General features: G+C 66.4%; 22 protein-coding genes. All 22 read left to right on the top strand.

Translation table 11 applies throughout. The features are described 5' to 3' along the window. Positions 1–24 precede the first annotated feature (24 nt). The 22 genes from rpoC to rplR all read left to right on the top strand — a co-directional run bounded on the left by rpoC (position 25) and on the right by rplR (position 14,813). On the top strand, positions 25–4,260 hold the full coding sequence (gene rpoC, locus J8J14_RS09305) for a DNA-directed RNA polymerase subunit beta' (protein ID WP_209379222.1): 4,236 nt from the start codon (positions 25–27) through the stop codon (positions 4,258–4,260). A 365-nt stretch (positions 4,261–4,625) separates the two neighbouring features. Further along, on the top strand, positions 4,626–4,997 hold the full coding sequence (rpsL, locus tag J8J14_RS09300) for a 30S ribosomal protein S12 (protein ID WP_073139794.1): 372 nt from the start codon (positions 4,626–4,628) through the stop codon (positions 4,995–4,997). Between the two features lie 11 nt (positions 4,998–5,008). After that, positions 5,009–5,485: a 30S ribosomal protein S7 gene (rpsG, locus tag J8J14_RS09295; protein WP_209379221.1), complete on the top strand. Its 477-nt coding sequence runs from the start codon at positions 5,009–5,011 to the stop codon at positions 5,483–5,485. Between the two features lie 34 nt (positions 5,486–5,519). Then, on the top strand, positions 5,520–6,707 hold the full coding sequence (gene tuf, locus J8J14_RS09290; protein WP_209379220.1) for an elongation factor Tu: 1,188 nt from the start codon (positions 5,520–5,522) through the stop codon (positions 6,705–6,707). 5 nt (positions 6,708–6,712) lie between these two features. Continuing rightward, the gene (rpsJ, locus tag J8J14_RS09285) at positions 6,713–7,027 is read left to right on the top strand and encodes a 30S ribosomal protein S10 (protein ID WP_043835383.1); all 315 of its coding nucleotides are present in this window, start codon (positions 6,713–6,715) and stop codon (positions 7,025–7,027) included. A 20-nt stretch (positions 7,028–7,047) separates the two neighbouring features. Continuing rightward, positions 7,048–7,734, top strand: a complete 687-nt coding sequence (gene rplC, locus J8J14_RS09280; protein ID WP_209379219.1) for a 50S ribosomal protein L3 — start codon at positions 7,048–7,050, stop codon at positions 7,732–7,734. Positions 7,735–7,744: 10 nt separating this feature from the next. Continuing rightward, positions 7,745–8,365 (top strand): 50S ribosomal protein L4, encoded by a 621-nt coding sequence (gene rplD, locus J8J14_RS09275; protein ID WP_209379218.1) that lies wholly within the window; start codon positions 7,745–7,747, stop codon positions 8,363–8,365. Positions 8,366–8,391: 26 nt separating this feature from the next. Further along, a complete protein-coding gene (locus tag J8J14_RS09270) occupies positions 8,392–8,688 on the top strand; it encodes a 50S ribosomal protein L23 (RefSeq protein WP_424137516.1) in 297 nt (98 codons plus the stop codon). 3 nt (positions 8,689–8,691) lie between these two features. Then, entirely contained in the window at positions 8,692–9,528 is an 837-nt protein-coding gene (gene rplB / locus J8J14_RS09265; RefSeq protein ID WP_209379217.1) for a 50S ribosomal protein L2, read from the top strand. Between the two features lie 5 nt (positions 9,529–9,533). Next, positions 9,534–9,812: a 30S ribosomal protein S19 gene (gene rpsS, locus J8J14_RS09260; RefSeq protein WP_209379216.1), complete on the top strand. Its 279-nt coding sequence runs from the start codon at positions 9,534–9,536 to the stop codon at positions 9,810–9,812. A 4-nt stretch (positions 9,813–9,816) separates the two neighbouring features. After that, positions 9,817–10,215 carry a 50S ribosomal protein L22 gene (gene rplV, locus J8J14_RS09255; RefSeq protein WP_209379215.1) on the top strand — a complete coding sequence of 133 codons (399 nt, stop codon included), beginning with the start codon at positions 9,817–9,819 and terminating at the stop codon, positions 10,213–10,215. Position 10,216: 1 nt separating this feature from the next. Continuing rightward, positions 10,217–10,897: a 30S ribosomal protein S3 gene (gene rpsC / locus J8J14_RS09250; protein ID WP_209379214.1), complete on the top strand. Its 681-nt coding sequence runs from the start codon at positions 10,217–10,219 to the stop codon at positions 10,895–10,897. Between the two features lie 24 nt (positions 10,898–10,921). After that, entirely contained in the window at positions 10,922–11,344 is a 423-nt protein-coding gene (gene rplP, locus J8J14_RS09245; protein WP_209379213.1) for a 50S ribosomal protein L16, read from the top strand. A 5-nt stretch (positions 11,345–11,349) separates the two neighbouring features. Continuing rightward, positions 11,350–11,556 (top strand): 50S ribosomal protein L29, encoded by a 207-nt coding sequence (rpmC, locus tag J8J14_RS09240; protein ID WP_073130843.1) that lies wholly within the window; start codon positions 11,350–11,352, stop codon positions 11,554–11,556. Between the two features lie 16 nt (positions 11,557–11,572). After that, entirely contained in the window at positions 11,573–11,878 is a 306-nt protein-coding gene (rpsQ, locus tag J8J14_RS09235) for a 30S ribosomal protein S17 (RefSeq protein WP_209379212.1), read from the top strand. Beyond that, entirely contained in the window at positions 11,875–12,243 is a 369-nt protein-coding gene (gene rplN, locus J8J14_RS09230) for a 50S ribosomal protein L14 (protein WP_073130847.1), read from the top strand. The genes rpsQ and rplN overlap by 4 nt, the downstream gene beginning before the upstream one ends. Then, positions 12,243–12,557 (top strand): 50S ribosomal protein L24, encoded by a 315-nt coding sequence (gene rplX, locus J8J14_RS09225; RefSeq protein ID WP_209379211.1) that lies wholly within the window; start codon positions 12,243–12,245, stop codon positions 12,555–12,557. The genes rplN and rplX overlap by 1 nt, the downstream gene beginning before the upstream one ends. Further along, entirely contained in the window at positions 12,554–13,117 is a 564-nt protein-coding gene (gene rplE, locus J8J14_RS09220) for a 50S ribosomal protein L5 (protein WP_280842913.1), read from the top strand. The genes rplX and rplE overlap by 4 nt, the downstream gene beginning before the upstream one ends. 66 nt (positions 13,118–13,183) lie before the next feature. Further along, the gene (gene rpsN, locus J8J14_RS09215; protein WP_209379210.1) at positions 13,184–13,489 is read left to right on the top strand and encodes a 30S ribosomal protein S14; all 306 of its coding nucleotides are present in this window, start codon (positions 13,184–13,186) and stop codon (positions 13,487–13,489) included. A gap of 15 nt (positions 13,490–13,504) precedes the next feature. Beyond that, positions 13,505–13,903, top strand: a complete 399-nt coding sequence (rpsH, locus tag J8J14_RS09210; RefSeq protein WP_209379209.1) for a 30S ribosomal protein S8 — start codon at positions 13,505–13,507, stop codon at positions 13,901–13,903. Between the two features lie 14 nt (positions 13,904–13,917). Beyond that, positions 13,918–14,451: a 50S ribosomal protein L6 gene (gene rplF, locus J8J14_RS09205; protein ID WP_209379208.1), complete on the top strand. Its 534-nt coding sequence runs from the start codon at positions 13,918–13,920 to the stop codon at positions 14,449–14,451. Further along, a complete protein-coding gene (gene rplR / locus J8J14_RS09200) occupies positions 14,451–14,813 on the top strand; it encodes a 50S ribosomal protein L18 (RefSeq protein ID WP_209379207.1) in 363 nt (120 codons plus the stop codon). Before rplF ends, rplR begins: the two co-directional genes overlap by 1 nt. Positions 14,814–14,819: the final 6 nt, after the last annotated feature.

Genomic DNA, 14,819 nt, shown 5'->3' with positions numbered 1-14,819 from the left:
GGCTGGACTTAGAAGGAAGGCCCCATGAACGAGCTGATGAAGATCCTTGGCCAGACCGGCCAGGCCGTCACCTTCGATCAGATCAAGATCACGATCGCCTCCCCGGAGCAGATCCGCTCCTGGTCCTATGGCGAGATCAAGAAGCCCGAGACGATCAACTACCGCACCTTCAAGCCGGAGCGGGACGGGCTGTTCTGCGCGCGCATCTTCGGTCCGATCAAGGACTACGAATGCCTGTGCGGCAAGTACAAGCGGATGAAGTTCCGCGGCATCATCTGCGAGAAGTGCGGCGTCGAGGTGACGCTGGCCAAGGTGCGCCGTGAGCGCATGGGCCATATCGAGCTCGCCTCGCCGGTCGCGCATATCTGGTTCATGAAGTCCCTGCCCAGCCGCGTCGGACTGATGGTCGACATGTCGCTGAAGGAGCTGGAGAAGGTTCTGTATTTCGAGAGCTACGTGGTTCTCGAGCCGGGCCTGACCGACCTCAAGCTGCACCAGCTGCTGACCGAGGACGCTTACCAGACCAAGATGGACGAGTTCGGCGAGGACGCGTTCACTGTCGGCATCGGCGCCGAGGCCGTGAAGCAGATGCTGACCGGCATCGAGCTCGGCAAGGAGAGCACCCGCCTGCGCGCGGAGCTGAAGGAGACCACCTCCGAGGCGAAGCGCAAGAAGCTGGTGAAGCGGCTGAAGCTGATCGAGGCTTTCGCCGAGGGCGGCGCGCGCCCGGAGTGGATGATCCTGGACGTCGTGCCGGTGATCCCGCCCGAGCTGCGCCCGCTGGTGCCGCTGGACGGTGGCCGCTTCGCGACCTCGGACCTGAACGACCTGTACCGCCGCGTCATCAACCGTAACAACCGCTTGAAGCGGCTGATCGAGCTGCGCGCGCCGGACATCATCGTCCGCAACGAGAAGCGCATGCTGCAGGAGGCCGTGGACGCGCTGTTCGACAATGGCCGCCGCGGCCGCGCCATCACGGGTGCCAACAAGCGCCCGCTGAAGTCGCTGTCCGACATGCTGAAGGGCAAGCAGGGCCGGTTCCGTCAGAACCTGCTCGGCAAGCGCGTCGACTATTCCGGCCGTTCGGTGATCGTGGTTGGTCCCGAGCTGAAGCTGCACCAGTGCGGCCTGCCGAAGAAGATGGCGCTCGAGCTCTTCAAGCCCTTCATCTACTCCAAGCTCGAGAAGTACGGCCACGCCACCACCATCAAGGCCGCCAAGCGGATGGTGGAGAAGGAGCGGCCGGAGGTTTGGGACATCCTCGAGGAGGTGATCCGCGAGCACCCGGTGATGCTGAACCGGGCGCCGACGCTGCACCGCCTGGGCATCCAGGCCTTCGAGCCGATCCTCGTCGAGGGCAAGGCGATCCAGCTTCACCCGCTGGTCTGCACCGCCTTCAACGCGGACTTCGACGGCGACCAGATGGCCGTGCACGTCCCGCTGAGCCTTGAGGCCCAGCTGGAGGCGCGCGTGCTGATGATGTCCACGAACAACATCCTCAGCCCCGCGAACGGCAAGCCGATCATCGTGCCGAGCCAGGACATCGTGCTGGGCCTCTATTATCTGAGCCTGGAGACGCCGGAGTTCCGTGCGGACCAGGCGAAGATCGAGGCCGTTCGCGTCCTGATCAACGGTGCGTCGGGCAAGGCCGCCGGCTCCCTGACCGAGGAGGAGCGCGACGCGCTTTCCTACCGCCCGACCGTCTTCGACGGGCTTGGCGAGGTGGAGCAGGCGCTGGCCGCCGGTGTCGTGAACCTGCACACGGCCATCCTGGCAGCGGTTCCCTCCTTCAAGGATGGCAAGCCGAGCCGCGAGACCGTCATCACCACGCCGGGCCGGCTGATGATGGGCACGCTGCTGCCGCATCATCCGAACCTGCCCTACTCGATCATCAACCGGCAGCTGACCAAGCGCAGCATCTCGGACGTGATCGACGCCGTGTACCGCCATTGCGGCCAGAAGGAATCGGTGATCTTCGCCGACCGCCTGATGGGCCTCGGCTTCCGCAACGCGGCGAAGGCGGGCATCTCCTTCGGCAAGAACGACATGATGATCCCGGCTTCCAAGGCCGAGATGATCGATCGCACGAAGGGCGAGGTGAAGGAGTTCGAGCAGCAGTACCTCGATGGCCTGATCACCGCGGGCGAGCGCTACAACAAGGTGGTGGACGCCTGGTCGCGTGCGACCGAGGAGGTCGCCGGCGCGATGATGAAGGAGATCTCCCGCCAGGAGGCCGGCAAGCCGACCAACTCGGTGTGGATGATGTCCCATTCCGGTGCGCGTGGGTCGCCGGCGCAGATGCGCCAGCTCGCCGGCATGCGCGGCCTGATGGCCAAGCCCTCGGGCGAGATCATCGAGCAGCCGATCATCTCGAACTTCAAGGAAGGCCTGACCGTCCTTGAGTACTTCAACTCCACCCACGGCGCCCGTAAGGGCCTCGCGGATACGGCGCTGAAGACGGCGAACTCGGGCTATCTTACGCGCCGGCTTGTGGACGTGGCGCAGGACTGCATCATCGTCGACAACGACTGCGGCACCGAGCGCGGCATCACGGTTCGCGCCGTGATGGATGGCGGCGAGGTGGTGTCCTCCCTGTCCGAGCGGATCCTGGGCCGGACGGCGCAGCGCGACATCATCGATCCCGAGTCGGGAACCGTGATCGCGCCGCGCGACACGCTGATCGACGAGGTGGTGGCGGACCAGGCCGAGCAGGCCGGGGTGGAGGAAGCCTATATCCGCTCCGTCCTGACCTGTGATGCGCGCCAGGGCGTCTGCGGCATGTGCTACGGGCGCGACCTCGCCCGCGGCACTCCGGTCAACACCGGTGAGGCGGTCGGCGTCATCGCCGCCCAGTCCATCGGCGAGCCGGGCACGCAGCTGACCATGCGTACCTTCCACATCGGTGGTGCGGCGCAGCGTTCGGCGGAGCAGGCGCATGTCGAGGCGACCAGCGACGGCACGGCGAAGGTCGTGAACAAGCAGGTCGTGACGAACAGCGAGGGCGTCACGATCGTGATGAGCCGTAACTGCGAGATCGTGCTGAGCGATGCGCAGGGCCGCGAGCGTGCCCGCTACCGCGTGCCCTACGGCGCAAGGCTGCTGATCGGCGACACGGCGGAGGTCACCCGCGCCCAGAAGCTGGCTGAGTGGGACCCCTTCACCCTGCCGATCATCATCGATCGCGCGGGCGTGGTGGAGTACACCGACCTGATCGAGGGCTTCACCCTCTATGAGGAGACGGACCCGGTGACGGGCCTCACCTCCAAGGTCGTGCGCGAGCCGGTCGAGCGGGCCAAGAACGCCAATCTCCGCCCCAGCATCGTGCTGCGGGAAGGCGGCCGAGTCGTCGCGCAGTTCGCGCTGCAGCCGGCCTCGATCCTGAACGTGGAGAACGGCGCCACGGTGCATGCCGGCGACATCATCGCCCGGCTGCCCCGCGAATCGTCCAAGACCCGCGACATCACGGGCGGCCTGCCGCGCGTGGCGGAGTTGTTCGAGGCGCGCCGGCCGAAGGATGCCGCGATCATAAGCGACATCGACGGCCGGGTGGAGTTCGGGAAGGACTACAAGGCCAAGCGCCGCATCGTGGTCGTGCCGGACGCCGTCGGCGACGAGCAGCCTGCCTCCCGCGAGTACCTGGTGCCCAAGGGCAAGCACGTCTCCGTCCAGGAGGGCGACTATGTCCGTTCCGGTGACCCGTTGGTGGACGGCCCGCGCGTGCCGCACGACATCCTGCGCGTGCTGGGCGTCGAGGCTCTCGCGAACTACCTCGTGAACGAGATCCAGGACGTCTATCGACTGCAGGGCGTGAAAATCAACGACAAGCACATCGAGGTGATCGTTCGCCAGATGCTGCAGAAGGTCGAGATCATCGAGCCCGGCGACACGACTTACCTGATTGGCGAGCAGGTGGACCGTATCGAGTTCGACATCGAGAACGAGAAGCGGCTGGCGGCGAAGGAGCGGCCCGCCCGGGCCGAGCCGGTGCTCCAGGGCATCACCAAGGCCAGCCTGCAGACCAACTCCTTCATCTCGGCCGCCTCCTTCCAGGAGACGACCCGGGTGCTCACCGAGGCGGCCGTGGCCGGCAAGGTGGACCGCCTGGAGGGGCTGAAGGAGAACGTGATCGTCGGGCGCCTGATCCCGGCCGGCACGGGGTCTGTCATGAACCGCCTGCGGTCCCTGGCTGCGCAGCGGGACAAGGGGCGCCTGCCGGGTTCCCAGCCCGCCCTGCCGGGTGGGCAGCAGGCCGCAGAGTAAGCCCGTCAGGGCGCCTCTCCGGGCCCTCTGGGGCCCGGGGAGCAGTCACCGGTGGGGCAGGGGAGAGATCCTCCGCCCCGCTTTTCTAATCCGGGCCTAAATCGCTTGACTCTGGGGGTAGGGGGGGGTAGGTGTCCGCCCCTCTACGAGCCCCACCGGCAGCGCCAAGGGCTCGAACGAGTTTGGACGACCCAATTCAGCGTCGCCGACGCCTCCGCCCCTGATTGAACGCCAGGCTTCGTCCTGGGTTCGGTGGGCGGGTCAGGCCGGGGACGGGAGAGTAGCCCGCAGGGCCGCGCATGCGCGGTTTTGCGGGCGCCTTCGCTTGGATGCGGCCGGACATGGAAAGGTCTTGAAGGGGCGTCATGCCGACGATCAACCAGCTTATCGCGCAGGGGCGCGAGCCGAAGCCGAGCCGCAACAAGGTGCCGGCCCTGCAGAGCTGCCCCCAGAAGCGCGGCGTTTGCACCCGCGTGTACACCACCACTCCGAAGAAGCCGAACTCGGCCCTTCGTAAGGTTGCCAAGGTTCGCCTGACGAACGGCTACGAGGTGGTGAGCTACATTCCGGGTGAGGGTCACAACCTGCAGGAGCACTCGGTCGTCCTGATCCGCGGTGGCCGCGTGAAGGACCTGCCGGGCGTTCGCTACCACATTCTGCGCGGCGTGCTGGACACGCAGGGCATCGCCAAGCGCCGTCAGCGTCGCTCGCTGTATGGCGCCAAGCGGCCGAAGTGAGGAACTGAGAGATGTCGCGTCGCCATCGCGCAGAGAAGCGTGAGGTTCTCCCGGATCCGAAGTTCGGGGATCTCGTGCTCAGCCGTTTCATGAACGTGCTGATGTATGACGGCAAGAAGAGCACGGCCGAGGGCATCGTGTACGGGGCCATGGACACGCTGAAGAAGCGTGGTGGCGCCAATAGCGATCCGCTGCGCCTGTTCCACGAGGCCATGGACAACGTGAAGCCGGCGGTCGAGGTGCGGTCCCGCCGCGTCGGCGGCGCCACCTACCAGGTGCCGGTCGAGGTTCGCCCCGAGCGGCGGCAGGCCCTGGCGATCCGCTGGATCATCGAGTCCGCCCGCAAGCGCGGCGAGCACACGATGGAGGACCGCCTCTCCGCCGAGCTGATGGACGCGGCCAACAACCGCGGCGCGGCCGTGAAGAAGCGCGAAGACACGCACCGGATGGCCGAAGCCAACAAGGCTTTCAGCCACTACCGCTGGTAACCCTTAGAAGACCCATCCGGGCAGAGGCACGACAATGGCGAAGGCGAAGTTCGAGCGGAACAAGCCGCACTGCAACATTGGCACGATTGGCCATGTTGATCATGGCAAGACGTCGCTGACGGCTGCGATCACGAAGGTTCTGGCGAAGTCTGGCGGTGCGTCCTTCACGGCGTATGACCAGATCGACAAGGCGCCTGAGGAGCGTGCGCGCGGCATCACGATCTCGACCGCCCATGTCGAGTACGAGACGGCGAACCGCCACTATGCTCACGTGGACTGCCCTGGCCACGCCGACTACGTGAAGAACATGATCACGGGCGCGGCGCAGATGGACGGCGCGATCCTGGTCGTGTCGGCCGCGGACGGCCCGATGCCGCAGACCCGCGAGCACATCCTGCTGGCGCGCCAGGTCGGCGTTCCCGCGCTGGTGGTGTTCCTGAACAAGGTCGACATGGCGGACCCCGACCTGCTGGAGCTGGTCGAGATGGAGGTGCGCGAGCTCCTCTCCTCCTACCAGTTCCCGGGCGACGACATCCCCATCGTGCACGGCTCCGCGCTGATGGCCCTCGAGGACAAGCGCCCCGAGATCGGCGAGCAGGCGATCCTGAAGCTGATGGAGGCCGTGGACAGCTACATCCCGCAGCCGGAGCGTCCGAAGGACCTGCCGTTCCTGATGCCGATCGAGGACGTGTTCTCGATCTCGGGCCGCGGCACGGTGGTGACGGGTCGCGTTGAGCGCGGCATCGTCAAGGTCGGCGAGGAAGTCGAGATCATCGGCCTCAAGGACACCGTGAAGACGACGGTGACGGGCGTCGAGATGTTCCGCAAGCTGCTCGACAGCGGCGAGGCGGGCGACAACATCGGCGCGCTGCTGCGCGGCACGAAGCGCGAGGACGTGGAGCGCGGCCAGGTTCTGGCCAAGCCCGGCTCGATCACGCCGCACACGAAGTTCAAGGCCGAGGCGTACATCCTGACGAAGGAGGAGGGCGGCCGCCACACGCCGTTCTTCACCAACTACCGTCCGCAGTTCTACTTCCGCACGACCGACGTGACGGGCGTGGTGCAGCTGCCGGAAGGCGTCGAGATGGTGATGCCGGGCGACAACGTCGCGATGAGCGTCGAGCTGATCGCCCCGATCGCCATGGACCAGGGCCTGCGCTTCGCCATCCGCGAGGGCGGCCGCACCGTCGGCGCCGGCGTCGTGGCCAGCATCGAGAAGTAATCCAGATGGCCGCTGACGCGCAAAACATCCGGATCCGCCTGAAGGCGTTCGATCACCGCGTGCTGGATGGCAGCACGCGGGAGATCGTGAACACCGCCAAGCGGACCGGTGCCCGGGTGCGGGGTCCTATCCCGCTCCCGACCCACATCGAGCGGTTCACCGTGAACCGCTCCCCGCATGTCGATAAGAAGTCGCGCGAGCAGTTCGAGATCCGGACCCATCGCCGTCTTCTGGATATCGTCGACCCCACCCCGCAGACCGTGGACGCGCTGATGAAGCTCGACCTGGCTTCGGGTGTGGATGTCGAGATCAAGATCTGAGTCTGAGGGGCGCATACACCATGGCCGCGAAAGATGGCCGTACTGGCCTGATCGCCCGCAAGCTGGGCATGTCCCGGCTGTTCAACGAGGACGGCTCCACCGTGCCGGTGACGCTGCTGCACGTGGATGATGTTCGCGTCGTGGCGGTGCGCTCCGCCGACAAGGACGGCTACACGGCCGTGCAGCTCGGCATCGGGCACGCGAAGGCGAAGAACGTCTCCAAGCCGAACCGTGCCCACTTCGCCAAGGCTGGCGTCGAGGCGCCGGCGAAGGTCGTCGAGTTCCGCACGGCTGCCGATGCGGTGCTGGAGGCGGGCGCGAAGCTCTCCCCGGCCCACTTCGTGAAGGGCCAGAAGATCGACGTGACCGGCGTCACCAAGGGCAAGGGCTTTGCCGGCGCCATGAAGCGCTGGAACTTCTCCGGCCTCGAGGCGTCGCACGGCGTGTCGATCAGCCACCGTTCGCATGGCTCGACCGGTAACCGTCAGGATCCCGGCAAGGTCTTCAAGAACAAGAAGATGGCCGGTCACCTCGGCGTCGAACGCGTCACCACCCAGAACCTGGAAGTGGCGGCCGTGGACGTTGAGAAGGGCCTGCTCTTCGTGAAGGGTGCCGTTCCCGGCGCGGAGAACAGCTACGTGATGGTCCGCGACGCTGTGAAGCGGAAGCGGCATGCCGACGCGCCGTATCCGGCGGCGACGGCCTGAGGATCGGGTGATGCAGGTGAAGGTCGTCACGCTCGACAACGCCGAGGCCGGCGAGATCGAGCTCCCCGCGGAGGTGTTCGGCGCGGAGCCGCGCGCCGACATCATGGCGCGGGTCGTGCACTGGCAGCTGGCCAAGCGCCGCGCCGGCACGCACAAGGTGAAGGGCATGGGTGAGGTCTCCGGGACCACCAAGAAGCCCTATCGCCAGAAGGGTACGGGCAATGCCCGCCAGGGCTCGCTGCGCGCGCCTCAGTTCCGCACTGGTGGTGTGGTTCATGGCCCCGTGGTCCGCAGCCACGAGTACAGCCTGCCGAAGAAGGTCCGTAAGCTGGGCCTGATCAGCGCGCTGAGCGAGAAGGCCGCGAACGGCAAGCTGGTGGTGCTGGACGCCGCGGCCCCGGGCGATGAGGCCAAGACCAAGACCCTGGCCGCGCAGGTCAAGGCCTTTGGCTGGAACAGCGCCCTGGTCTTCGACGCGCAGCCGGACGCGGGCTTCCTCCGCGCCGCGCGCAATCTGCCGCGGGTTCAGGTGCTGCCCACCGTCGGCGCCAATGTGTACGACATCGTCCGCCACGACGTCCTCGTCGTGACGCGCGCTGGCGTCGAGGCCCTGAAGGAGCGTCTGTCGTGAGCGAGACGCAGACCAAGAGGCCGGTCATCTCGCAGGAGCGGATGTACCAGCTGATCGTCGCCCCGGTGATCACCGAGAAGGCGACGGTGCTGAACGAGGTCGGCCAGGTGACCTTCAAGGTGACCTCGGACGCGACCAAGCCAGAGATCAAGGCGGCCGTCGAAGGGCTCTTCGGCGTGAACGTCACTGCGGTCAACACCGTGGTGGTCAAGGGCAAGTCCAAGCGGTTCCGCGGCCGTCCCGGCCAGCGTTCCGACTGGAAGAAGGCGATCGTGACGCTGGCCGAGGGCCAGAGCATCGATCTCACGACGGGGCTCGCGTAAGCCATGGCGCTGAAGCACTTTAATCCGGTCACCCCGAGCCTTCGCGGCACGGTGCTGGTGGACCGTTCGGAGCTGTGGAAGGGGAAGCCCGTCAAGCAGCTGACCGAGGGCAAGAACCACACGGGTGGCCGTAACAACCACGGTCGCACCACCGTTCGGTTCCGTGGCGGCGGACACAAGCAGTCCTACCGCTATGTGGACTTCAAGCGACGCGTGAAGTTCAACATGCCGGCAACGGTCGAGCGCCTCGAATACGACCCGAACCGCACGGCCTGGATCGCCCTGATCAAGTATCAGGACGGCGAGCTGTCCTACATCCTGGCTCCGCAGCGCCTGCGCGCCGGCGACACGGTGACCGCGGGCGACCGCGTGGACATCAAGCCCGGCAATGCGATGCCGCTCTCCGCCATCCCGGTGGGCACGATCGTCCACGCCCTGGAGATGAAGCCGGGCGCCGGTGCCAAGATTGCCCGCTCGGCCGGCACTTACTGCCAGCTGGTGGGCAAAGATGCCGGCTACGCGCAGGTGAAGCTGATGTCGGGCGAGGTGCGGGTTCTCCGTGGCGAGTGCCTGGCCTCGATCGGAGCCGTGTCCAATCCGGACAACTCCAACCAGCAGCTCGGCAAGGCCGGCCGCCGCCGTTGGATGGGCTTCCGTCCGCACAACCGCGGCGTCGTCATGAACCCGGTCGATCACCCGCATGGTGGTGGTGAGGGCCGGACCTCGGGCGGCCGTCACCCGGTTACCCCCTGGGGCAAGCCGACCAAGGGCTACAAGACCCGCACCAACAAGCGCACGGATCGGTTCATCATCCGCCGGCGCACGGCTAAGAAGGGCTGATCGCGATGTCGCGCAGCGTATGGAAGGGGCCGTTTGTCGACGGCTACCTGCTCAACAAGGCGGAGGCGGCTCGCGGGTCCACGCGCAACGAGATCATCAAGATCTGGTCGCGCCGCAGCACCATCCTGCCGCAGTTCGTCGGGCTGACCTTCGGCGTCTACAACGGCAAGAAGTTCATTCCTGTCCAGGTGTCCGAGAACATGGTGGGCCACAAGTTCGGCGAGTTCTCGCCGACGCGCACCTTCACCGGCCACTCCTCGGACAAGAAGGCCAAGCGGGGCTGATCCGATGAGCAAGCCGAAGCACGAGCGCAGCCTCGCTGAAACCGAGGCCCAGGCGGTCACCCGGAACATCCGGGTTTCCCCGCGCAAGCTCAACCTGGTGGCCGGGCTCGTCCGCGGCCGCCGGGCCCAGGATGCCGTCGCGACGCTGGCCTTCAGCAAGCGCCGCATCGCCGACACGGTGAAGAAGACGCTTGAGAGCGCCATCGCCAACGCCGAGAACAACCACAGCCTTGACGTTGACAAGCTGGTGGTTGCCCGGGTCGAGGTCGGTCGTTCCATCGTCATGAAGCGCTTCCAGGCACGTGGCCGCGGCAAGGCCGCCCGTGTCGAGAAGTGGTTCAGCCACCTGAAGATCGTCGTCGCCGAGCACCAGCCGGCGCCGGTGGCCGAGGAGGCCGCGTAATATGGGTCACAAAGTCAATCCGATCGGGCTCCGGCTCGGCATCAACCGCACCTGGGACAGCCGCTGGTACGCCGGCGATGCCGACTATGCCGGCCTGCTCCATGACGACCTGAAGCTGCGGAACAAGCTGCGCGACCGCCTGAAGGGCGCCGGCGTGGCCAAGGTGGTGATCGAGCGCCCGGCGAAGAAGCCGCGGGTCACGATCCACGCCGCCCGCCCCGGGGTTGTCATCGGCAAGAAGGGTGCCGATATCGAGGTCCTGCGCAAGGACCTGGCCAAGATGGCCGGGGCCGAGGTGGCGCTGAACATCGTCGAGATCCGCAAGCCGGAGCTGGACGCCACCCTGGTGGCTGAGAGCATCGCGCAGCAGCTCGAGCGTCGCGTGGCGTTCCGCCGCGCGATGAAGCGCGCCGTGCAGTCCGCCATGCGCCTCGGCGCCGGCGGGATCCGGATCAACTGCTCCGGCCGCCTTGGCGGGGCCGAGATCGCGCGCATGGAGTGGTACCGTGAGGGCCGCGTGCCCCTGCATACCCTCCGCGCGGATATCGACTTCGGTGTGGCGACCGCGAAGACCACCTATGGCACCTGCGGTGTGAAGGTCTGGATCTTCAAGGGCGAGGTCATGGCGCACGACCCGATGGCGCAGGACAAGCGCGCCGCCGAGCAAGCGCCGCAGCGCTGAGCGACGGGCTGAGGAAGACGTAACATGCTGTCGCCGAAGCGGACGACGTATCGCAAGGCCCATAAGGGCCGCATCAAGGGCATGGCCAAGGGCGGGTTCACCCTGTCTTTCGGTGGCTATGGCCTGAAGGCGCTGGAGCCGGAGCGGGTGACCGCCCGGCAGATCGAGGCGGCTCGCCGCGCGATCACCCGCGCCATGAAGCGCCAGGGGCGCGTGTGGATCCGGATCTTCCCGGACCTGCCTGTCTCGACCAAGCCTGCCGAGGTCCGCATGGGCTCCGGTAAGGGTGCCCCTGAGTACTGGGTGGCCCGGATCAAGCCGGGTCGTATCATGTTCGAGATCGACGGCGTGAGCCAGGAGACGGCGCGCGAGGCGCTGGCTCTGGGTGCCGCCAAGCTGCCGATCAAGACGAAGGTCGTGGCCCGCCTGGGCGCGGCGGAGGCCTGAAGGCAATGACGAAGATCGCGGATGTCCGCGGCAAGACCGCGGACGAGCTGAAGACCATGCTGCTCGACCTGCGGAAGGAGCAGTTCAACCTGCGCTTCCAGCGGGCGACCGGGCAGCTGGAGGCCGTCGGGCGAATTCGTGCTGTTCGGCGCGACATTGCTCGTGTAAAGACCGTCCTGGGCCAGCAGGCCCGCCAATCCCAGAAGTCCTGAGAGGAGACCGCGGCATATGCCGAAGCGCGTCCTCACCGGGCGGGTCACGAGCGACAAGCAGGACAAGACCGTTACGGTCTTGGTCGAGCGTCGCGTGATGCATCCGCTCTACAAGAAGTTCATCCGGCGTTCGAAGAAGTACGCCGCGCATGACGAGACGAACCTGTGCCGCGAGGGCGACATGGTTTCGATCGAGGAGTGCCGGCCGATCTCCAAGCGCAAGTCCTGGCTGGTCGTCCAGCGTAACGGCGAGACCGTCGCGCGTCCCGCCGCCTATGAGCTGCTCGAGAACATCGAGCTCGGCGACGAGGTGACGGCGTGATCCAGGTTGAGTCCAATCTCGACGTCGCCGACAACTCCGGCGCGCGCCGCGTCCAGTGCATCAAGGTGCTGGGCGGTTCCAAGCGCAAGACGGCCTCTGTGGGTGACATCATCGTGGTGTCCGTCAAGGACGCTATTCCCCGCGCCAAGGTGAAGAAGGGCGAGGTGCATCGCGCCGTGATCGTGCGGACGGCCTATGCCGTGCGCCGTCAGGACGGCACCGCGATCCGCTTCGACAACAACGCGGCCGTTCTGATCAACAAGCAGAACGAGCCGATCGGCACCCGCATCTTCGGGCCGGTGGTGCGCGAGCTCCGCGCCCGCAAGTACATGAAGATCATCTCCCTGGCTCCGGAGGTGCTGTGATGGCTGCGAAGATCAAGAAGGGCGACCGCGTCCAAGTCCTCACGGGCAAGGACAAGGGCAAGCGCGGCGAGGTTCTCTCGGTGTCTCCGGTTGAGAACCGCGCCGTGGTTCAGGGCGTCAACATCGTCAAGCGCCACGCCAAGCCGCAGGGCATGAACCAGCCGGGCGGCATCCAGGAGAAGGAGGCGCCGATCCACCTCTCCAACCTGGCGCTGATCGACCCGAAGAGCGACAAGCCGACCCGCGTCGGCTTCCGCATCGACGGGGACAAGAAGGTCCGGGTGGCGAAGGCCTCCGGCGAGGTGATCGCATGAGCGACGCGAGCACGAAGGAGCTGCCGCGCCTGCAGCAGCAGTATCTCGAGCAGATCCGCAAGGCTCTGTCCGAGGAGTTCGGCTACAAGAACCCGATGGAGGTTCCGAAGCTGGAGAAGATCGTCATCAACATGGGCGTTGGTGAGGCCGCGGGCGACCAGAAGAAGCTGGACGCCGCCGTTGCCGAGCTGACGGTGATCGCTGGCCAGAAGCCGGTGAAGACCCGTGCCAAGAAGGCGATCGCCGGCTTCAAGATCCGCGAGGGCCAGGCCATCGGCACGAAGGTGACGCTGCGGCGCGCCCGGATGTACGAGTTCCTGGACCGTCTTGTGACCATCGCGCTGCCGCGCGTGCGTGATTTCCGAGGCGTTTCGGGCAAGGGCTTCGATGGCCGTGGCAACTATGCCATGGGCCTGAAGGAGCAGATCATCTTCCCCGAGATCGCCTACGACAAGGTGGACGCGATCCGCGGCATGGACATCGTTTTCGTCACGACGGCGAAGACGGACAAGGAAGCGAAGGCCCTGCTCAAGGGCTTCCAGCTTCCCTTCGTCAACTGATCTTGGAAAACCACCGGCACGGCGCCATGCGCCGGAGCCGGACAGGTTCCGGAGGATACTGATCGAATGGCCAAGACTTCGTCAGTCGAGAAGAATAAGCACCGCATTCATCTCTCCAAGGTGCACGCTGCGAAGCGCGCTGCCCTGAAGAAGACGGTGATGGATCGCGAGCTGCCAGTCGAGGAGCGCTTCGAGGCGACGATCAAGCTGGCGCAGCTGCCGCGCAACGGTGCGAAGAACCGCATCCGTCTGCGTTGTGAGCTGACCGGCCGTCCCCGCGGCAACTACCGCAAGTTCAAGCTGAGCCGGAACATGCTGCGGGAGCTGGCGTCGAACGGGCAGATCCCCGGCCTCACCAAGGCCTCCTGGTAAGGGAGGGGAACACACATGCAGCTTTCCGATCCGCTGGGTGACATGCTCACCCGCATCCGCAATGGCCAGCGCGCCCGGCAGTCCCGTGTGGTCTCGCCCGCGTCTCGCCTGCGGTCCGACGTGCTCGACGTCCTCAAGCGCGAGGGCTACATCCGTGCCTATCGCTCGGAGGAGCTTCGTCCGGGCATCAAGGTGCTCGACATCGAGCTGAAGTATTCCGAGGGTGAGCCCGCGATCAAGGAGATCACCCGCGTGTCCAAGCCGGGCCGCCGGGTCTACTCCAAGATCAAGGAACTGCCGAAGTTCTACAACGGGCTCGGCATCTCCATCCTCTCCACGCCCCGCGGCGTGATGAGCGACCTCGAGGCCCGCGCTGCCAATGTTGGCGGCGAGGTTCTCTGCCGCGTATTCTGACGGAGGGCAGGGATATGTCTCGCGTTGGCAAATATCCGGTGAAGGTGCCCTCCGGCGTCACCGTCACCATCCAAGACAATGCCGTCGTGGCGAAGGGCAGGCTCGGTGAACTGCGCCTGCCGTTGACGGACAAGGTCGAGGTCACCGTCGCCGATGGCGAAGTGGCCGTGGCCCCGCGTGGCGAAGACCGCGCCGCCCGTACGATGTGGGGAACGACGCGCTCCCTCATCAACGGGATGGTGACGGGCGTCTCCACGGGCTTCTCCAAGTCCATGGAGATCACCGGCACGGGTTACCGCGCCGCGGTCCAGGGCAAGGAGCTTGTGCTGAACCTCGGTTACAGCCACGAGATCCGCTACCCGATCCCCGAGGGCATCAAGATCACGACCGAGCGTCCCACGGCCATCAAGGTCGAGGGAGCTGACAAGCAGCGCGTCGGCCAGGTCGCGGCGGAGATCCGGGCGTACCGCGGTCCCGAGCCTTACAAGGGCAAGGGCATCAAGTACGACAACGAGACCATCCTCCGGAAGGAGGGTAAGAAGAAGTAATGGCCAGCAAGCTCGCACTGACGCAGCGCCGCCGTTCGCGCGCGCGCTACCAGATCAAGCTCAAGGGCGGCGGGCGCGTGCGCCTTTCCGTCCACCGCTCGGGCCGGCACATCTACGCCCAGGTGATCGACGACCAGGCGGGCCGCACGCTCGCCGCGGCGTCCACCCTGGAGAAGGCCGTCCGCGAGGCCGGCAAGACCGGAGCCGACACCGACGCGGCCACGGCCATCGGGAAGCTGGTGGCGGAGCGCGCTCTCGCCGCCGGCGTGACCGAGGTGGTCTTCGACCGTGGCCCCTATCTCTACCATGGCCGGGTGAAGGCCCTGGCGGACGGCGCCCGCGAGGGCGGGCTGTCGTTCTGAGGAGCC

Origin of the sequence: Pararoseomonas baculiformis (assembly GCF_017813395.1) — a bacterium.
In the GTDB taxonomy this organism is placed as follows: Bacteria; Pseudomonadota; Alphaproteobacteria; order Acetobacterales; family Acetobacteraceae; genus Roseomonas; species Roseomonas baculiformis.
Note: the sequence above shows the minus strand (reverse complement) of the source record. Positions and strands in the feature narration are given on the sequence as shown.